Annotated in this window: 16 protein-coding genes and 1 pseudogene; 11 read left to right on the forward strand and 6 right to left on the reverse strand. The window is 68.1% G+C overall.

Annotation, left to right across the window (positions count from 1 at the left end; genetic code table 11):
- Positions 1-3: 3 nt before the first annotated feature.
- On the reverse strand, positions 4-1,287 hold the full coding sequence (locus IFT82_RS19340) for a 3-methyl-2-oxobutanoate dehydrogenase (2-methylpropanoyl-transferring) subunit alpha (RefSeq protein WP_244647006.1): 1,284 nt from the start codon (positions 1,285-1,287) through the stop codon (positions 4-6).
- Positions 1,288-1,451: 164 nt separating this feature from the next.
- Between IFT82_RS19340 and IFT82_RS19345 the strand changes: the two genes are divergently transcribed.
- Positions 1,452-1,724, forward strand: coding sequence for a hypothetical protein (locus tag IFT82_RS19345; protein ID WP_192129761.1), 273 nt, complete (start codon positions 1,452-1,454; stop codon positions 1,722-1,724).
- Between the two features lie 9 nt (positions 1,725-1,733).
- Here IFT82_RS19345 and IFT82_RS19350 read toward each other — a convergent pair whose 3' ends face one another.
- Both IFT82_RS19350 and IFT82_RS19355 read right to left on the reverse strand, forming a co-directional pair.
- On the reverse strand, positions 1,734-2,738 hold the full coding sequence (locus tag IFT82_RS19350; protein WP_192129762.1) for a fumarylacetoacetate hydrolase family protein: 1,005 nt from the start codon (positions 2,736-2,738) through the stop codon (positions 1,734-1,736).
- Positions 2,739-2,902: 164 nt separating this feature from the next.
- Positions 2,903-4,417 (reverse strand): SPASM domain-containing protein, encoded by a 1,515-nt coding sequence (locus IFT82_RS19355; RefSeq protein WP_342355168.1) that lies wholly within the window; start codon positions 4,415-4,417, stop codon positions 2,903-2,905.
- Between the two features lie 323 nt (positions 4,418-4,740).
- On the opposite strand from IFT82_RS19355, the gene IFT82_RS19360 reads away from it, so the two are divergent.
- Positions 4,741-6,201 carry a DEAD/DEAH box helicase gene (locus IFT82_RS19360; protein WP_192129763.1) on the forward strand — a complete coding sequence of 487 codons (1,461 nt, stop codon included), beginning with the start codon at positions 4,741-4,743 and terminating at the stop codon, positions 6,199-6,201.
- Positions 6,202-6,257: 56 nt separating this feature from the next.
- Positions 6,258-6,524 (forward strand): hypothetical protein, encoded by a 267-nt coding sequence (locus IFT82_RS19365; protein ID WP_192129764.1) that lies wholly within the window; start codon positions 6,258-6,260, stop codon positions 6,522-6,524.
- Between the two features lie 755 nt (positions 6,525-7,279).
- Here IFT82_RS19365 and IFT82_RS19370 read toward each other — a convergent pair.
- The gene (locus IFT82_RS19370) at positions 7,280-8,062 is read right to left on the reverse strand and encodes a crotonase/enoyl-CoA hydratase family protein (protein ID WP_192129782.1); all 783 of its coding nucleotides are present in this window, start codon (positions 8,060-8,062) and stop codon (positions 7,280-7,282) included.
- Between the two features lie 91 nt (positions 8,063-8,153).
- On the opposite strand from IFT82_RS19370, the gene IFT82_RS19375 reads away from it, so the two are divergent.
- Together IFT82_RS19375 and IFT82_RS19380 are read left to right on the forward strand one after the other, a co-directional pair.
- Entirely contained in the window at positions 8,154-8,585 is a 432-nt protein-coding gene (locus IFT82_RS19375) for a PaaI family thioesterase (RefSeq protein WP_192129765.1), read from the forward strand.
- Positions 8,582-8,968 carry a PaaI family thioesterase gene (locus tag IFT82_RS19380; RefSeq protein WP_192129766.1) on the forward strand — a complete coding sequence of 129 codons (387 nt, stop codon included), beginning with the start codon at positions 8,582-8,584 and terminating at the stop codon, positions 8,966-8,968. Before IFT82_RS19375 ends, IFT82_RS19380 begins: the two co-directional genes overlap by 4 nt.
- Positions 8,969-9,105: 137 nt before the next feature.
- On the opposite strand, the gene IFT82_RS19385 is transcribed toward IFT82_RS19380, so the two are convergent.
- Positions 9,106-10,245, reverse strand: coding sequence for a PQQ-dependent sugar dehydrogenase (locus IFT82_RS19385; protein WP_192129767.1), 1,140 nt, complete (start codon positions 10,243-10,245; stop codon positions 9,106-9,108).
- Positions 10,246-10,425: 180 nt separating this feature from the next.
- On the opposite strand from IFT82_RS19385, the gene rimP reads away from it, so the two are divergent.
- On the forward strand, positions 10,426-11,007 hold the full coding sequence (gene rimP, locus IFT82_RS19390) for a ribosome maturation protein RimP (RefSeq protein WP_192129768.1): 582 nt from the start codon (positions 10,426-10,428) through the stop codon (positions 11,005-11,007).
- On the forward strand, positions 11,007-12,686 hold the full coding sequence (nusA, locus tag IFT82_RS19395) for a transcription termination factor NusA (protein WP_192129769.1): 1,680 nt from the start codon (positions 11,007-11,009) through the stop codon (positions 12,684-12,686). The genes rimP and nusA overlap by 1 nt, the downstream gene beginning before the upstream one ends.
- 88 nt (positions 12,687-12,774) lie before the next feature.
- On the opposite strand, the pseudogene IFT82_RS19400 reads toward nusA, so the two are convergent.
- Positions 12,775-13,080, reverse strand: a pseudogene (locus IFT82_RS19400) (GIY-YIG nuclease family protein); the annotation flags it as partial.
- 59 nt (positions 13,081-13,139) lie between these two features.
- On the opposite strand from IFT82_RS19400, the gene IFT82_RS19405 reads away from it, so the two are divergent.
- From IFT82_RS19405 to IFT82_RS19420, 4 genes are all read left to right on the forward strand, one after another.
- A complete protein-coding gene (locus IFT82_RS19405; RefSeq protein WP_192129771.1) occupies positions 13,140-13,955 on the forward strand; it encodes a DUF448 domain-containing protein in 816 nt (271 codons plus the stop codon).
- On the forward strand, positions 13,952-16,840 hold the full coding sequence (gene infB / locus IFT82_RS19410; protein WP_192129772.1) for a translation initiation factor IF-2: 2,889 nt from the start codon (positions 13,952-13,954) through the stop codon (positions 16,838-16,840). The genes IFT82_RS19405 and infB overlap by 4 nt, the downstream gene beginning before the upstream one ends.
- Before the next feature lie 206 nt (positions 16,841-17,046).
- On the forward strand, positions 17,047-17,439 hold the full coding sequence (gene rbfA, locus IFT82_RS19415; protein WP_192129773.1) for a 30S ribosome-binding factor RbfA: 393 nt from the start codon (positions 17,047-17,049) through the stop codon (positions 17,437-17,439).
- Positions 17,440-17,446: 7 nt separating this feature from the next.
- Positions 17,447-17,839, forward strand: a complete 393-nt coding sequence (locus IFT82_RS19420; RefSeq protein ID WP_192129774.1) for a hypothetical protein — start codon at positions 17,447-17,449, stop codon at positions 17,837-17,839.
- The last annotated feature ends 4 nt before the right edge of the window (positions 17,840-17,843 follow it).

Raw genomic sequence — 17,843 nt, forward strand, 5'->3', positions numbered from 1 at the left:
TCATCACTTGCGATCCCATGGCCGGCCACTCGCGGTTTCTTCCGCCATCATCTGCGCCTGCTGCTCGCGCAGGTGCCACGGCATCTCCTCGAACACGCCGTCGAACAGCGTGTCGAGCGGCTGGTGCAGGCCGTGGCCGAGGATGCCGTTCTTCTCCGCCTCCTTCTGCGCGGCCTTCACCTGTTCGGCCAGTTCGCGGTCCTGCGCGGCGTGGCGTTCCTCGTCCCACTCGCCGATCGCGATCAGATGCGCCTTCAGCCGCGCGACCGGATCGCCCAGCGGCCAGGCGTTGGGCTCCCCCGCCGATCGGTACTGGGTCGGATCGTCCGAGGTGGAATGGCCTTCGGCGCGATAGGTGAAATGCTCGATCAGGGTCGGCCCCTGATTGGTCCGCGCCCGCTCCGCCGCCCATTGCGTGGCGGCATAGACCGCCAGCGCATCGTTGCCGTCGACGCGCAGGCCGGCGATGCCATAGCCCACCGCGCGTGCCGCGAAGGTGGTCGATTCGGCGCCCGCGAAGCCGGAAAAGCTGCTGATCGCCCACTGGTTGTTGACGACGTTCATGATGACCGGGGCGCGGTAGACGGCGGCGAAGGTGCAGGCGGAATGGAAATCCCCCTCCGCGGTGGAGCCTTCGCCGCACCACACCGCCGCGATCCGCGTATCGCCCTTGGCGGCGGAGGCCATCGCCCAGCCCACCGCCTGCGGATATTGCGTCGTCAGGTTGCCGGAGATCGAGAAGAACCCCGCCTCGCGCGCCGAATACATGATCGGCAGCTGCTTGCCCTGCAACCGGTCGCCCTTGTTCGAATAGATCTGGTTCATCATGTCGACCAGCGACCAGTCGCGCGCGATCAACAGCCCCTGCTGGCGATAGGAGGGGAAGCACATATCCTCGTAATCCAGCGCGTGCGCGGCGGCGACCGACACCGCCTCCTCACCCGTCGCCTTCATGTAGAAGCTGGTCTTGCCCTGACGCTGCGCGCGGAACATCCGCTCGTCGAACGCGCGCAGCAACGCCATGTGGCGCAGCATCCGGCGCAGGCGATCGGGCGACAGCCGTGGGTCCCATGCCCCGACCGCGCGGTGATCGTCGTCGAGGACGCGGACCAGGCCGTAGGACAGATCGGTGAAGTCGCGGGCCGGCTCGGCGGTGTCGGGGCGGCGGGCGGCGCCGGCGGGCGGCACCTCCACCACCGCGAAGTCGACCGGATCGCCCGGCCGGAACCGGGGTTCGGGGACATGCAGCGACAGGGGCGGCAAATTGGTGCGAGGCTGTTCAGCCAAGACTCTCTCCACGGATCGGCATCGGGTTGTTCCCGTACGCCGCGCCACCTTTCGCGACGTTGTTATAAAATTTCAAGCGACTTCTGTGCGGGCGGCGGCCGACCTAACCCGTCGTTAACCGCTTTCGTCGCAGGGTCGCCGGTATCAACAAGGGATACCGCACCATGTACATGGGTCCGATCGTCGCTGCCGAAACCACCGCGCCGCCGGCGGGCTTCTCCATCGTCCGCACGCCGCCACGGCCATCGTCCGGCGCGGCATCGCGCTTCGTCGTGGGCGTACCGGTGCTGGCGCTGGCCACGGTGGTGATGGTGCCGTGGCTGGTCGGGCATACGCTGGTGGCAGGGGCGCTGACCGGCGTCCGCGCGCTGCCGGGGGCGCCCCGCGCGCTGCTGTCCGCGATCGATTATGCGGGGCGCATCGCGCTGGGGCGCTGACCGGGGCGGTCAGCCGCCCACCACCTGCTCGATCACGCCAAAGATCGGGTGGTGGCGATCGTTCTCCGCCCAGATCCGCACCGTATCGCCCTTGGTCAGGAACGGCGTGGTCGCGGTGCCGCCGGCCAGCGTCTCCACCGTCCGCGCCTCGGCAAGGCAGGAATAGCCGACGCCGCCGTCCGCCACCGGCTTGCCCGGCCCGCCGTCGGTGCCGCGATTGGACACGGTGCCCGACCCGACGATCGTGCCCGCGCCCAGCGCCCGCGTCCTGGCGGCATGGGCGATCAGCGTGCCGAAATCGAAGGTCATGTCCTCCCCCGCCTCGACCCGGCCCAGCGGCTTGCCGTTCAGGTCGACCATCAGCCGGCGGTGCAGCTTGCCGTCCCGCCACCAGTCGCCCAGCGCGTCGGGGGTGACGAACACGGGGGAGAACGCGCTGGCGGGCTTGGATTGGAAGAAGCCGAAGCCCTTGGCCAGTTCGTCCGGGATCAGGTGACGCAGCGACACGTCGTTGGTCAGCCCGACCAGCCGGACCGCCGCCAGCGCCGCGTCGCGGTCCGCGCCCTGCGGCACGTCGCCGGTGACGACCACGACCTCCGCCTCCAGATCGCAGCCCCACGCCTCGTCGGCGAGGGGAATCGGATCGCGCGGCCCCAGGAACCCGTCCGACCCGCCCTGATACATCAGCGGATCGTGCCAGAACGTATCGGGCATCGCCGCCCCGCGCGCCTGCCGGACGAGCGCGACATGGTTCACATAGGCGGAGCCGTCCGCCCATTGATAGGCGCGCGGCAGGGGCGCCGCCGCGTCATGCTCGTGGAACCGTTCGCGCGGGATCACCGCGTGATCGAGATCGGTCGACAGGTTCTCCAGCGCGGGTGCGATCCGGTCCCAGTCGTCCAGCGCGGCCTGCAGGGTCGGGACGATATGGCCGGCATCGGCATACCAGGCGAGATCGGTCGACACGACCACGAGCCTGCCGTCGCGGCCCTGTTTCAGGCTTGCCAGTTTCATCGCGATTCCTCTCCGGTTCTATGCCAGTCGGTGACAGGACTAGAACCGCACCCCCACCCACCGCAAGCGCTTGTGCGGATAGCCGGCAGGTTCGGACCATGGCGATGATGGCGCCCGGCCGACATCAGCGCCCGATATGGCGCGGCGACCTTCGGGACGGCGGGTTACTGGCCGCCAGCCTCGTCCTCATAGGCATTCGGGACGTTCACCTTGATCGAACCATCAAGGCCAGTTGCAAATTCCTGCAGGTCCGCCAGCCAGACGATGGGGTCGAGCAAGCGTGGATCCTTCATCCGGGCCAGGAAATCGGCATGGTCGGGATGATCCGCATTGAAGACAGCCCGGTCGCGAAACTGGTCGTTGGAAAAGGTGCCCCAGTTCGTCATGCGGAAGAAACTGATACGGGTGGCGCCGACACGGTGGGCCAGATCGACCGCGTCGCCCATTTCCCGATAATTGTCGCGCTGGACGATGAAGGGCAGGTCGAAGCTTTCCACCAGGCCGTCGCGGACGAGTTCGCCGGCAAAGGCCAGGTTTTCGAGCATGACGGGCCAGCGCGCACCACGCCGAAGCAGTTCGTGGGTCGGACCGGTCGCGGCGTCGATGCTGACCCGCAGATTCTTCACCCGACCGTGAAGCGTGGGAAAGCTTTCCCACTGCCGGCGCGTGAACAGCATACCATTGGTAAGGATCAGGAACTTGAGGTCAGGATACGCCTCCGGCGTCAGATCGGCGATCAGCTGGCGAAAGTTCTTGCTCGCGAATGGATCGCCCGCACCGCTTAGGTATACCGTTTTCGCATTGACGAGCATGGGCAGGATCGCGCGTTCCTGCATCACCGCGAAGCGATCACGCGTCGCGCCGTCAGCCGCGATCTTCGCTACACGACAGCTGGGGCACGACAGGTTGCAGGTCAGATCATAGGCCAGATTGACTATGCGGGGGCCATTCGCCAGCTTCACCGCGCTGGTTTCCAGCACCTCCTGCCAATAGGCGGACCGCGTGGCCAGATTCTCTGCCGGGATCAACAGGTTCGCCTGGATAGCCGGACAGGCGCCCTTGTTGCAGTAGCGGTAGGAACCATCATGGATACTGGCGCGGATGGCTTGCGCCGTCTCGCTGTTCCACACGTCCTGCCAGCTGTCGGCCTGAAGATTACCCGCCGATGTCGCAAGCCAGCTTGCACAGCAAAGATGGGTCGAGCCGTCCAGCACATCCATCTGCACGAACGGCTTTTTGCAGATCTTGCCGGTCAACTTGTACTTTGGATTACCGGGATCGGCCAGACCCTGAAGATGAAAGAGTGCGCCCTGAACAAGGGGGGATATGCTGTTATCAGTAGCCAGCGGCGTCAACGCATCGATGACAGGCTGCACTTCACCCAAGGCGGCGGCACACATGCACAGCAGCAATTTGAGCGGCACCATTTCTATATGGTCCGGGATTTGCGCCAGCCGATACTCGATAGCATCCAGCAACATCGGGTGGGCGGCAACGAAATCGGGGATGATCGACCACAGTTCGGGATGGTCGAGGCGGTCGGACAGGACGCTGAGCATGAGGTTCACGACCTGGTCCGCCGCCTCCGCAGCGGCGAGGTCGGCAACCCTGGCGTCGTCAACCGACGGAATATTAGCTACGAACATGACGGCCAGGTCCTTGAAGATATCAGTCAGCACATTCTTAATAGAATGGACTTCACCCTTTCGGGCCCGTCAGGCGGATTTAAGGCCGGGGCAGACCCGGTGGTCGCCATGCCCCGTCGCCGCCCGCAAACGGGTGGTCCATGGCTTGGCCATCCATCTTGACACTTCCAGGATCGGCCTGTATCGGGCCGGGCATCGAAGCGTTATGCAGCGTGATCGGACGTGCCGGAAAGCCGGTGGTCCGGGCTCCGCTTCGGTCAAGCTCAGGCTTCCCTAATCACGCGGGGTGTCATTTCACACCCGCCACCACTCCGCCTTTCGTGCGTCGTGGATCGGCACGCATACAAGGTTTACCCATGTCCTTTTCCGATCTCGGCCTTGCCGAGCCGCTCGTCCGTGCGCTCGAAGCCAAGGGCTACACCACCCCCACCCCGATCCAGGCGCAGTCGATCCCGCAGCTGCTGGAAGGCGGCGACCTGCTCGGCATCGCGCAGACCGGCACCGGCAAGACCGCGGCGTTCGTCCTCCCCTCGATCCAGCGCATGGTCGCGGCGCCCAAGCGCGTGCTGCCGACGCATTGCCGGATGCTCGTCCTCGCCCCGACCCGCGAACTGGCCAGCCAGATCGCCGATTCGGCGCGCGAATACGGCAAATTCTCCAAGATGTCGGTGACCACCGTGTTCGGCGGCACCAGCATCAACAAGAACCGTCAGGACATGAGCCGCGGCGTCGACATCCTGGTCGCCACGCCGGGCCGCCTGATCGATCTGGTCGAGCAGGGCTTCGTCAACCTGTCGATGATCGAGATCCTCGTCCTCGACGAGGCGGACCAGATGCTCGACCTGGGCTTCATCCACGCGCTGAAGCGGATCGTGAAGATGGTGCCGCGCAAGCGCCAGACGCTGTTCTTCTCGGCCACCATGCCCACCTCGATCCGCGAGCTGGCCAGCCAGTTCCTGCACGAGCCGGCGACCGTCTCGGTCAAGCCCGCCTCGACCACGGCGGAGCGGGTCGACCAGTATGTCACCTTCGTCAACCAGGCGGAGAAGCAGGCGCTGCTGACGCTGCTGCTCGCCGATCCGGCGATCGACCGCGCGCTGGTGTTCACCCGCACCAAGCACGGCGCCGACCGCGTCGTGAAGCTGCTGGCCGGTAACGGCATCGGCGCCAACGCGATCCACGGCAACAAGAGCCAGGGCCAGCGCGAGCGCGCGCTGGGCGAGTTCAAGGACGGCAAGACCAAGATCCTCGTCGCGACCGACATCGCCGCGCGCGGCATCGACGTGTCGGGCGTCAGCCACGTCATCAACTTCGAACTGCCCAACGTTCCCGAGCAGTATGTCCACCGCATCGGCCGCACCGCGCGCGCCGGCGCATCGGGCATCGCCATCTCGTTCTGCGCCGACGACGAGAAGGCGTACCTGCGCGACATCGAGAAGACCACGCGCCAGAAGGTGCCGGTGCAGGCCCTGCCCGAGGACTTCGCCAACAAGGCGAACAAGATCAAGTCGCAGCGCGTGAACGCGATCGGCGCCGATCCCGCGCCGCGTGAGGATCGTCCCCGTGGCGGCCGTCCGTTGCCGCGCCCCCGCGCCACCCATTCGCCGCAGGCGACCGGCACCACCGGCCGCAGCTATGCCAATGCCAGCGGTCGCGGCGCGCGCCCGGCCGGCGGCGGTGGCGGCGGCGGCGGCGGTGGCGGTCAGGGTCGTGGCGGCCAGGGTCGCAGCGGCGGTGGTCAGGGTGGCGGCCAGGGCGGTGGTCAGGGTCGTGGCGGCAGCGGCCGCAGCGCCGGCGGGCCGACCGCCGGCCGCTGAGGGGATACCCCGGCCTTCTCGCGGGTTGATCGATAAAACCCGCGAGGAGAACCGCCATGGACGTATCCACCACCCCGATCGCCGAGCGGATCGCCCGCGTCCTTGCTGCCGAGCACTTGAGCGCGAACGCCGCCGGCGATCAGGCATCCGCCAGTGCGCAGGTCGATGCGCACTGGCAGGATTACCTTCCCCACGCGATCGCCGTGCTGAAGACGCTGCGCGAACCCGATCGCGCGATGGCGGCGGCGGGCGACGTCGCGGTGTGGGAGAGCATGATCCTCGCCGGGCTGAAGGGCGCCGTGCCGCCCAAGGTCTTGCTGTAAAGAGTGAGCGTCGCCACTCCGGAGTGCCGCCGGGAAACCTTCCTTCCTCCCCGGCGGAGGCCGGGGCCCAGGTGGGAAGGCGGCAGCAAGTCATCACGATGCTCCGCCCAACTGGACCCCGGCCTTCGCCGGGGAGGTATCCGGGGGTATTGCGCGGCCTTTTACCAAGCTGAAGGGCGTCGTGCCGCCTNCAGCTCTAAGGTCGTGCCGTAGGGCAATGCTGGCCAAAAAATCCATCGACCTTGCCTCTCCCCGGCGGAGGCCGGGGCCCAGATGGCAAGGCGGCAGCAAGTCATCACGGCGCTCCGCCCAACTGGACCCCGGCCTCCGCCGGGGAGGTATCCGGGGGTGTTGCGCGGACTTTCACAAAGCTGAAGGACGTCGTGCCGCCTATGGCCGGATGACATCAGGTTGAACCGGATGTTCGTCGTTGCGAGCGGAGCGAAGCAATCCAGGGCGTCCTGATCCGGCGCTGAATTGCTTCGCTATGCTCGCAATGACGGGTTGGGTCAGGCCAATGTCATCCAGCTCTAAGGTCGTGCCGTAGGGCAATGCTGGCCAAAGAATCCATCGACCTTGCCTCTCCCCGGCGGAGGCCGGGGCCTAGGTGGGAAGGCGGCGGTAATTCATCACGGCCCTCCGCCCAACTGGACCCCGGCCTTCGCCGGGGAGGTATAGTGGGCGGGGTTGCCATTCCTCTCGCGAGACTGGTCGGGGATGGGACGGAACGCTTCCGCAAACCCGTCACGGAGCGATCAGTCCCCGAACACTGCCGGCCGCTTCTCCATGTTCGCCATCACCTGCTCGCGCTGGTCCGCCGTGCCCAGCAGCGCCGCCTGCTCGGCCCGTTCCGCCGTCAATATCGTCGCCGCGTCGCCGTCCGCCGCGACCGCGAACAGCCGTTTGGCGGCGCGTACCGCCGCCGGGTGCCGGCCCGCGATCTGCTGCGCCAGCGCCAGCGCCGCCGCGCGTGGATCGTCCACCACCCGCGTCACCAGCCCCAGCGCCGCCCCCTCGACCCCGTCGACCTCGCGCGCGGTGTAGACCAGCTCGCGCAGCACATCGTCGCGCACCGTGCCGCGCCACAGCGCATAGCCCGCCATGTCGGGCACGATCCCCCAGTGCATCTCCCGGATCGACAGCCGCGCATCCGCGCTCGCCAGCCGGATATCGGCGCCCGCCACGATCTGCAGCCCGCCGCCGAACGCCACGCCGTGGACCGCCGCGATCACCGGCTGCGACAGCGTCCGCCAGCCCCAGGCGACCTGCTGGACCAGATTGGCGACGCCGTGCGTCGGCGTTTCGGTCAGCAACCCCGATCCGCCACCGGCCATCGCCACCATGTCCAGCCCCGCGCAAAAGCCGCGTCCCTCGCCCGACAGCACGATGCAGCGCACGTCGCGCCGGTCCTGCAACGCCGCGATCGCCGCCGCCAGGCCCGCGAACATCGCCGGGTCGATCGCGTTGATCTGCGCCGGTCGCGCCAGTCGCACGTCCGCGATCCCGCCATCGACGGTCATCCGCACCCGGTCGTCCATCATCCTTCTCCTCTGCGACCATGGCTATGCCCGCCGGGCGCGCCGGGCAACCCGGTTGCGCGCGGCGGCACGGCGTGTAGACCCTGCGGCGATGACCGGTTTCGATGTGCCCCGCTTCGCCAAGCTTCTCGACCGGGGTCATGGCGGGCGGCTGGGTATCCGCTATCACGGCCATGCGGACGGCGAGGACGGCTGGGTGGAACTGGCCCTGCCCCCCGCCGATGCGCTGGTCGGCGACACCGCGACCGGCGCGATGGCGGCGGGACCGATCGTCACGCTGATGGACATGGCGGCCTCGATCGCGATCTGGGCGCGGCGCGGACGGTTCGTGCCCCATGCGACGCTCGACTTGCGGCTCGACCATCTCCGCCCGGTGGTGGCGGGGCGGACGCTGATCGGGCGCGGCGAATGTTACCGGATCGCCGGGCCGGTCGCCTATGTCAGGGGACAGGCGCATGACGGCGATCCCGCCGATCCGGTCGCACAGATCGTCGGCACGTTCATGACGACCGACGCGGCATGATCGCGCTGCCCCCCTATGCGGCCCTGCTGGGCCTGACGAGGACCGCCGACGATCGTGGCGTGCCGGTGCTGACGATGCCGTTCGCGGACGGCGTGCTCGGCCGCCCCGGTTTCCTGCATGGCGGCGCGATCGCGGGGCTGCTGGAGATCGCGGCGATCGCCGCGCTGCGCCATGCGCTGGGCACCGACGACGCGGGCGTGATCCCGCTGACCATCACGGTCGACTACCGGCGCGGCGGGCGCGACGCGCCGACGCTGGCAACGGGTATCGTCACCCGGCTCGGCACCCGCATCGCGCATGTCGACGCGACCGCGTGGCAGGACGATCCGGCCCGCCCGATCGCCACCGCGCGGACGAACTGGCGGCTCGACCGGCCCTCCTGACGATCGGGCGGGATCGAGCCGGGTCGGCCGCGCGGCGGCACCTTCGCCGCCGCACCCCGTCAGCGCCAGCACCATCGGGCGCAGCGATCGCGTGCGCCCGGTTATTGCCCCGGTTGCCGCCCCGGTTGCCGCCCCGGTTATTGGGCGGTCAGCTTGATGAGCCGCCCCTGCGACCCGTCGTCGCCATCCTCGATCACCCAGATCGCGCCGTCCGGCCCCTGTTCCACGTCGCGGATGCGTGCGTTCATCGGCCATTGGTCGCCCTTTCGCGCTTCCGTGCCATCGATATCGACGCGGACCAGCGACTGGCTGGACAGGCCGCCGATAAAGGCGTCGCCCCGCCATTGCGGGAACATCCGGCCGGAATAGATCATCAGCCCGCCCGGCGAGATCACCGGGTTCCAGGACACCTTGGGCGGTTCGTACCCGTCGCCCGCGCGGTGATCGGGAATGTCCCGGCCATCATAATGCGATCCGTTCGACGCGTTCGGCCAGCCGTAGTTCAGACCCGGCCGGATCAGGTTGACCTCGTCCCCGCCCTTCGGCCCCATCTCCTGCTCCCACAGATTGCCGCGCGCGTCGAACGCGATGCCGAGCAGGTTGCGATGGCCGTAGGACCAGATTTCCGACCGGAACCCCTTGGCGGCGAGCGGATTGCCCGGTGCCGGCTGGCCGTCGAGGGTCAGGCGCAACACCTTGCCCAGCGTCGCCTTCGGGTCCTGCGCGGGGGTGAATTTCTGGCGATCGCCATTGGTGAAGAACAGATACCGGCCATCGGGCGAAAAGGCGATGCGGCCCGAATAATGGCCGTTGCCCTCCACGAACGGCGTGGCGCGGAAGAGGGTTTCGATCTCGCCCAGCCGCTCGCCGTCACCGCCGTCGGCACGCAGGCGACCGCGCGCCAGGAACACGCCCTTGCCGCCCTCGCCCGCCGCCGAATAGCTGAAATACACCCGCTGGCTGCGCGCGAAATCCGGGGCGGGCACCACGTCCATCAACGCGCCCTGCCCGGCCGAATCGACCGGGATCGTGGCGACGACCTGTTTCCGCTTTCCGTCGGCGGCGACGAGCAGCATCTCGCCCTTCTTCTCGGTCACCAGCATCCGGCCATCGGGCAGGAATGCCAGCGCCCAGGGCGAATCGAAATCGGCGACCACGGTTTCGGTGAAGGGCCTGGTCGCGGCCGGCGCGGCATCCTGCGCCGTCGCGTCCGCGGGGGCGTTGCCGGTGCAGGCGATCAGCGCGCAAGGCAGGGCGGCGAGCAGCTTCAGGTCCATCGATATCCTCTCACGTAGTCGCCTTGAACGCCCGGACCGATCATAGGATGCCAAGGCTTGTGTCGGCGGCCGTCCGGCCATATACTGGCGACGCTTTCTCTACATCGCCGGATGCAGGGGCTGCGGGGCCGGGCTCCGCGGCGGCAACCACCCATAGGTCTTCAACACCGGAGCAACCGCTTGGCCGATATCGCCGTACTGACCGCCCTGATCGAACCCGAAGCCACGGCGCTCGGCTTCGACCTCGTGCGCGTGAAGATGACGGGCGGCAAGTCGGACCCGACCTTGCAGGTGATGGCCGAACGCCCCGACACCCGCCAGCTGACGATCGACGACTGTTCCGCGCTGTCGCACCGCATCTCCGACGTGCTCGACGCGCTGGAGGCGGAGGGGCGCGACCCGATCGCCGAGGCGTACCGGCTGGAGGTGTCGAGCCCCGGCATCGACCGCCCGCTGACCCGCCTGTCGGACTATGCCGACTGGACCGGGCACGAGGCCCGCATCCGCCTGGTCGAGCCGCAGGACGGTCGCAAGCAGCTGACCGGCAATCTGGCCGGCGTGACGGACGACCGGATCGCGGTCGACCTGGGCAACCACGGCACCGCCACGATCGCCTTCGCCGACATCGCCAGTGCCAAGCTGGTGATGACCGACCGGCTGATCGCCGCCACCGCGCCGCTTTCGACCGAAGGCGCCGACGAATTCGAAGACGCGCCCGACGACGCAGACAGCGTCCGGGCATCAGCAGAGGATAACCACTGATGGCCACGGCCACCGCCAACCGCGCCGAACTGATCGCGATCGCCAATTCGGTCGCGACGGAGAAGATGATCGATCGCGCGATCGTGATCGAGGCGATGGAGGACGCGATCCAGCGCGCCGCCCGTACCCGTTACGGGCAGGAGATGGACATCCGCGCCAAGCTGGACGCCAACACCGGCGACCTGCGCCTGTGGCGCGTGGTCGAGGTGGTCGAACTGGTCGACGATCTCTACAAGCAGGTATCCGAAAAGGACGCGCAGAAGCTGCAGAAGGGCGCGGTCGTCGGCGACTTCCTGGTCGATCCGCTGCCGCCGATCGAATTCGGCCGCATCCAGGCGCAGGCATCGAAGCAGGTCATCTTCCAGAAGGTCCGCGATGCCGAGCGCGAGCGCCAGTACGAGGAATTCAAGGACCGGCAGGGCGAGATCATCACCGGCGTCGTCAAGCGCGTCGAGTTCGGTCACATCGTCGTCGATCTGGGCCGGGCCGAGGGCGTGATCCGTCGCGACGCGCAGATCCCGCGCGAGGTGGTGCGCGTCAACGACCGCATCCGCAGCCTGATCCTGAAGGTGGTGCGCGAGAATCGCGGGCCGCAGATCTTCCTGTCCCGCGCGCATCCCGACTTCATGAAGAAGCTGTTCGCGCAGGAAGTGCCCGAAATCTACGACGGCATCATCACGATCCAGGCCGCCGCCCGCGACCCCGGCTCGCGCGCCAAGATCGGCGTCATCAGCCGCGATTCGTCGATCGATCCGGTCGGTGCGTGCGTCGGCATGAAGGGCAGCCGCGTGCAGGCGGTGGTGCAGGAGATGCAGGGCGAGAAGATCGACATCATCCCCTGGTCGTCCGATATCGCCACCTTCGTCGTCAACGCGCTCCAGCCCGCCTCCGTCAGCCGCGTCGTGATCGACGAGGACGAGGAGCGGATCGAGGTGGTGGTGCCCGACGATCAGCTGTCGCTCGCGATCGGCCGTCGCGGCCAGAACGTCCGCCTTGCCAGCCAGTTGACCGGCAAGGCGATCGACATCCTGACCGAGGCCGATGCCAGCGAGAAGCGCCAGAAGGAATTCGTCGCCAATTCCGACCTGTTCCAGAACGAACTGGACGTGGACGAGACGCTGGCACAGCTGCTGGTGGCCGAGGGCTTCAGCAGCCTGGAGGAGGTCGCCTATGTTGAACTGGACGAGATCGCCGCGATCGAGGGCTTCGACGAGGACCTCGGTGCCGAGCTGCAGAGCCGGGCGCAGGAAGCGCTCGACCGTCGTGAACAGGCGAACCGCGACGAGCGGACCGCGCTGGGCGTCGAGGACGCGCTGGCCGAACTGCCGTACCTGACCGAGGCGATGCTGGTCACGCTGGGCAAGGCGGGCATCAAGACGCTCGACGACCTCGCCGATCTCGCCACCGACGAACTGGTCGAGAAGAAGCGCGCCGAACCCCGCCGCCGCAACGACGACGCGCCCAAGCGGCCGGAGCCCAAGGGCGGTATCCTGTCGGAATATGGCCTGAGCGACGAACAGGGCAACGAGATCATCATGGCCGCCCGCGCGCACTGGTTCGAGGACGAGGATGCGCCCGTGGCGGCGACCGATGCGGCCGGGGAAACCGGCACCGTCGATGCCGCCGACGGCCCGGCCGATACCGATGGGGAGGACGCACATGCGGAACCCTCGCAATGATACGCTAACGGCGCCTCGCGCTTACCACCGTCACCCCGGGCTTGTCCCGGGGTCCACCCGTCCATCGACCTTGCGGTCCATGGTCCCGGGGCAATGGCGGCAATCCCAATCCGGTCGCGAGATCATCCCAGTGCGGGTTGTCGCGTTCGATGAGGTTCGCCTTGAATTGTCGCGGCCAGCGCTTGATGCGCTTTTCCGTCAGGATCGCCGCGTCCATCGTGTCGGCCATGGCAAACCAGACCAGTCTTTTGACATGGTATCGCTTCGTGAAGCCGTCGAATGTCCCGTCGCGGTGCTGGATGACGCGACCAATGAGGTTCGACGTCACGCCGGTGTAAAGCGTGCCGTTCGGCCCGCTGGCCAACAGGTACGTGCAAGGCTGCCTTTCCCCCATGCCGCAAAGCCTGCGGCACGGTGGATGCCTGGACAAGCCCGGCATGACGGGAGGGTCGTATGAAGCGCGCAACGTCATCCGCCCCCCCGACGCACGCCGCCGCTACCCGGGCGGCGGGCGAAGGTCCGGTGCGCAAATGCATCCTGTCGCAGGACCGCGACGCCCGCGCCCATCTGGTGCGACTCGCGTTGTCGCCGGACGGCGAGGTCCTGCCCGACGTGCGCGCCAAGGCGCCGGGTCGCGGCGCGTGGATCGGCGTCAACCGCGCCGAGCTGGAGGCGGCCTATGCCAAGGGCCGGCTGCGCGGCGCGCTGGCGCGGGCGTTCAAGACGGGGGAATTCACCCTGTCGGACGAACTACCCGCCCGGATCGCCGCCGCATTGGAGCGCAACGCGCTCGACCGGCTGGGGCTGGAGGCGAAGTCGGGCATGTTGCTGACCGGCACCGACAAGATCGACACCGCCGCCCGATCGGGCCAGCTTCACGCGCTCTATCATGCCGGCGACGCGGGCGAGGACGGGATGCGCAAACTGGCGCAGGCGTGGCGGGTCGGCACCGATCGCGAAGGTTCCGATCTTCGGGGCTTGGCGTTGCCGTTGCCCCGCCCCATATTGTCGTTGGCGCTGGGCCGCGAGAATGTGGTACACATCGCGCTGACCGACCGCGCTGCGGCGAAACGGGTGAGCGATGCGCTCGACCGCTGGCTGCATTTCATCGGACCTGACACCCCAACGGGCGCGCCGCAAAGCGATGATTTGCGCGGCCCCTCATCGGCCCCTTGCGAAACGGCCTCGCAAGGCGCATCGGCGCACCGCTCCGTCCAAGACGGAACCGAGGCGTCACCGGCCGCGACTACGCACGAGGAATTTGAGTGAGCGACACCGACAACGACAAGCCGAAGCTCGGCATGCGCGCACCACTGGGGCTGCGCCGCACGGTCGAGACCGGCAAGGTGAAGCAGAGCTTCAGCCACGGCCGTTCGAACACGGTGATCGTGGAGACGAAGAAGGCGCGCGTCCTGCGTCGCCCGGGCGATCCCGCCCCTGCACCCGAAGCGACCGCCGCCGTCGAGGCGCCGGCCGCCCCCGTCCAGCAGGTCGCCGCACCGGCGCCTGCCCCCGCCCCGCGCCCGGTGCCCAGCAACGAGACCCCGCAGGAGCGGCAGGCCCGGATGCTGCGCGAGGCCGAGGATCAGCGCATGCATGCGCTGGAGGATGCGCGTCGTCGTGAAGACGCCGATCGCACCCGCCTGGCCGAGGAAGAGCGTGTCCGCGCGGCCGAGCGTGCGAAGGCCGCCGCCGCCCCGCCGCCGCCCCCGCCGGTAGTGGAGCCCACGCCTGCCCCGGCACCCGCGCCGACGCCGGCCCCAACGGTAGCCGCACCGGCTCCCGCCCCGGCGCCGACCCCGGCCCCGACGGTCACCGTGCCGACGCCGGCCGGCCGTGGCTTCCGCCCGGTCGAGCGCGCGGTACCGCCGCCCGCACCGGCGCCGGAACCCGCACCGGTCGTGGCGGCGCCCGTCGCCGCACCGGCTCCGACCCCCGCGCCTGCGCCGACTCCGGCACCGGTCGCTGCACCCGCACCGGTACGGGCGGCACCGCCCGCGCCGGCACCGGCGCCCACGCTGGGGTTGAGCCGCGATCCGTCGATGCCGGCACCGCGCCGGTTCTCGCCGGTCGCCCGGCCCGAACGCCCCCCGCCGCCGGCACCCAAGCCGGTCGAGCAGCCGGTCGCCGCTTCCGCGCCCAGCGCCGGCAATGCCGGGGCCGCATCCGGCGGTGCGCAGCGTCCGCTGCCCGCCGGCGTCGCGACGCCGCGCAACACACCCCCGGGCCGTCCGCAGCAGCGCGACCGCAAGGGCGACGAGCGTCGTGGCGGCAAGCTGACCGTCAATCGCGCGCTGGGCGACGATGGCGCCCGCTCGCGGTCGCTCGCCGCGCTGAAGCGGGCGCGCGAGAAGGAGAAGCGTGGCTTCGGCGGCCCGCGCGAGGCGCAGGCCAAGCAGGTCCGCGACGTGCAGGTCCCCGATGCGATCACCGTGCAGGAACTCGCCAACCGTATGGCGGAAAAGGGCGCGGACCTCGTCAAGACGCTGTTCAAGCTCGGCATGCCCGTCACGATGACGCAGACGATCGACCAGGATACGGCCGAACTGCTGGTGACCGAATTCGGCCACAACATCGTGCGCGTCAGCGATTCGGATATCGATCTGGCGCTCGACACGACCGAGGACGCGGTCGAATCGCTCAAGCCGCGGCCGCCGGTGGTCACGATCATGGGCCATGTCGATCACGGCAAGACCAGCCTGCTCGACGCGCTGCGCGGCACCGACGTGGTGCGCGGCGAGGCGGGTGGCATCACCCAGCATATCGGCGCCTATCAGGTCACGCTGAAGGACAAGTCGAAGATCACCTTCCTCGACACGCCGGGCCACGAGGCGTTCACGCAGATGCGCGCGCGCGGTGCGGACATCACCGACATCGTCGTGCTGGTGGTCGCGGCCGATGACGGGCTGATGCCGCAGACGATCGAGGCGATCAACCACACCAAGGCGGCCGGCGTGCCGATGATCGTGGCGATCAACAAGATCGACAAGCACGAGGCCAATGCCCAGAAGGTGCGCGAGCGCCTGTTGAGCGAGGAAGTCGTGGTCGAGGAAATGGGCGGCGACGTCCAGGACGTCGAAGTGTCGGCCCTGAAGAAGACCGGGCTGGAGACGCTGATCGAGAAGATCCAGCTCCAGGCCGAAATCCTCGAACTGGCCGCCAACCCCGATCGCCCCGCCGAAGGCACGGTGATCGAGGCGAAGCTGGACAAGGGCCGTGGTCCCGTCGCGACGGTGCTGGTCAATCGCGGCACGCTGAAGATCGGCGACATCTTCGTCGTCGGCGCCGAGAGCGGCAAGGTCCGGGCGCTGGTCGACGACAAGGGTCGCCAGCTGAAGGAAGCCGGGCCGTCGATGCCGGTCGAGGTGCTGGGTCTGTCGGGCGTGCCGTCGGCGGGCGACCCGCTGCAGGTCGTCGAGAACGAGGCCCGCGCCCGTGAGGTCGCAGAATATCGCCAGAGCGTGCTGACGCAGAAGCGCACCACCACCGCCCCGGCGAGCCTGGAGAGCATGTTCTCCGCGCTGAAGGCCAATGCGGCGATCGAGTATCCGCTCGTCGTCAAGGCCGACACGCAAGGGACGGTCGAGGCGATCGTCGCGTCGATCAACAAGATCTCGACCGATCTCATCAAGGCGCGGGTGCTGCACTCGGGCGTGGGTGGCATCACCGAGAGCGACGTGACGCTGGCGGGTGCATCGGGCGCGCCGATCATCGGCTTCAACGTCCGCGCCAATTCCAAGGCGCGCGAGATCGCCGAGCGGCAGAAGGTGGCGTTGAAATATTACGACGTCATCTACGACCTGATCGACGAGATCCGCGCCGGCATGGCGGGCGAGCTTGGCCCCGAGGCGTTCGAAACGGTCGTCGGCCGCGCCGAAATCCGCGATGTCTTCTCGGCCGGCAAGCATGGCAAGGCCGCCGGTCTGCTGGTGGTCGAAGGCGCGATCCGCAAGGCGCTCAAGGCCCGCATTACCCGCAACGATGTCATCATTTATCAGGGTGAGATCGCCAGCCTCCGCCGCTTCAAGGACGATGTCCCCGAAGTGCGCGCCGGTCTGGAATGCGGCGTGACGTTCACGCAGAACTTCGTCGACATCCGTGCCGGCGACTATCTGGAAACCTTCGAGGTCGAGATGCGCGAGCGGACGCTCTGAAGTCGAAACCGCGGCGGCGCCCCTGGTGGCGCCGCCGGTTGGCGGATGCCGGCGATCTGGCGGGCGACGCCGTTGGCGTGGTGACCGAGGTGCCTGATGGATGTGGCGGCTGCCTTGGCGGGCATTGCCTGCCACTGGTGCTGCTGGCCGTCGCGCTGCCGCCGGCGGCTGTTATAGTGATACGATAGACGGGGTAGGACAAAGACATGGCGCGCCCGACCGATACAGGCGACAAATCCGTCCGCACGCTGCGCGTCGGCGAACAGGTGCGCCATATCCTGTCCGAAATCCTGCAACGCGGCGACGTTCACGACCCGGTACTGGCGACGCACATGGTATCCGTCACCGAGGTGCGGATGTCGCCCGACCTGCGTCATGCCACGGCCTTCGTGAAGCCGTTGCTGGGCAAGGACGAGGCGGTCGTGCTGAAGGCACTGCGCACCAACACCGCCTATCTCCAGCGCGAGGTGGCGACCCGCGTGCAGAGCCGATTTGCCGCGAAGCTCAAATTCCTGCCCGACCAGAGTTTCGACGAAGGCAGCCACATCGACGCGCTGCTCCGCGCGCCCAAGGTGGCGCAGGATTTGACCGGGGATTGACCCCCCGATGAGTTCCATCCAGACCAGCAACGGCACGACGGCGCCATTGACGGTCTGGATCGAACCGTGGTGCGACGAACTGGTCCTGCCCCCGCGATCCGAACTGTCGCTAACCCCTCAGCCCGATAATGGGCACGCCATCATGCCCGATATCGAGGTGATCGAGGATCGGTTGGTCATCTGGGCCATGACACCCGGAACGTTGACCGTCACCATCGATGGGGTGGTTCAGGATACCGGTTGCCGCACCATTCCCTTGCCTGCCGAACTGTTCGGGATGTCGGTGAAAAATCTCGTCGGTGTGGTGTTTGGCGGCCATCCGGCAACCCGACCTGATGGTGCGGCGAACCCTAGAGCAGATTCCGTTCAGTACGCATCGTATCCGGCAGCGGCGAAGTAGTTGG

Origin of the sequence: Sphingomonas sp. CFBP 8760 (genome assembly GCF_014841615.1) — a bacterium.
Taxonomy (GTDB): domain Bacteria; phylum Pseudomonadota; class Alphaproteobacteria; order Sphingomonadales; family Sphingomonadaceae; genus Sphingomonas.

Excerpts from the sequence above, each read along its gene's own strand:
- IFT82_RS19345 (WP_192129761.1), top strand. The coding sequence starts at position 1,452 with ATGTACATGGGTCCGATCGTCGCTGCCGAAACCACCGCGCCGCCGGCG.
- IFT82_RS19350 (WP_192129762.1), bottom strand. The coding sequence starts at position 2,738 with ATGAAACTGGCAAGCCTGAAACAGGGCCGCGACGGCAGGCTCGTGGTC.
- IFT82_RS19360 (WP_192129763.1), top strand. The coding sequence starts at position 4,741 with ATGTCCTTTTCCGATCTCGGCCTTGCCGAGCCGCTCGTCCGTGCGCTC.
- IFT82_RS19365 (WP_192129764.1), top strand. The coding sequence starts at position 6,258 with ATGGACGTATCCACCACCCCGATCGCCGAGCGGATCGCCCGCGTCCTT.
- IFT82_RS19370 (WP_192129782.1), bottom strand. The coding sequence starts at position 8,062 with ATGGACGACCGGGTGCGGATGACCGTCGATGGCGGGATCGCGGACGTG.
- IFT82_RS19375 (WP_192129765.1), top strand. The coding sequence starts at position 8,154 with ATGACCGGTTTCGATGTGCCCCGCTTCGCCAAGCTTCTCGACCGGGGT.
- IFT82_RS19380 (WP_192129766.1), top strand. The coding sequence starts at position 8,582 with ATGATCGCGCTGCCCCCCTATGCGGCCCTGCTGGGCCTGACGAGGACC.
- IFT82_RS19385 (WP_192129767.1), bottom strand. The coding sequence starts at position 10,245 with ATGGACCTGAAGCTGCTCGCCGCCCTGCCTTGCGCGCTGATCGCCTGC.
- nusA (WP_192129769.1), top strand. The coding sequence starts at position 11,007 with ATGGCCACGGCCACCGCCAACCGCGCCGAACTGATCGCGATCGCCAAT.
- IFT82_RS19405 (WP_192129771.1), top strand. The coding sequence starts at position 13,140 with ATGAAGCGCGCAACGTCATCCGCCCCCCCGACGCACGCCGCCGCTACC.
- rbfA (WP_192129773.1), top strand. The coding sequence starts at position 17,047 with ATGGCGCGCCCGACCGATACAGGCGACAAATCCGTCCGCACGCTGCGC.
- IFT82_RS19420 (WP_192129774.1), top strand. The coding sequence starts at position 17,447 with ATGAGTTCCATCCAGACCAGCAACGGCACGACGGCGCCATTGACGGTC.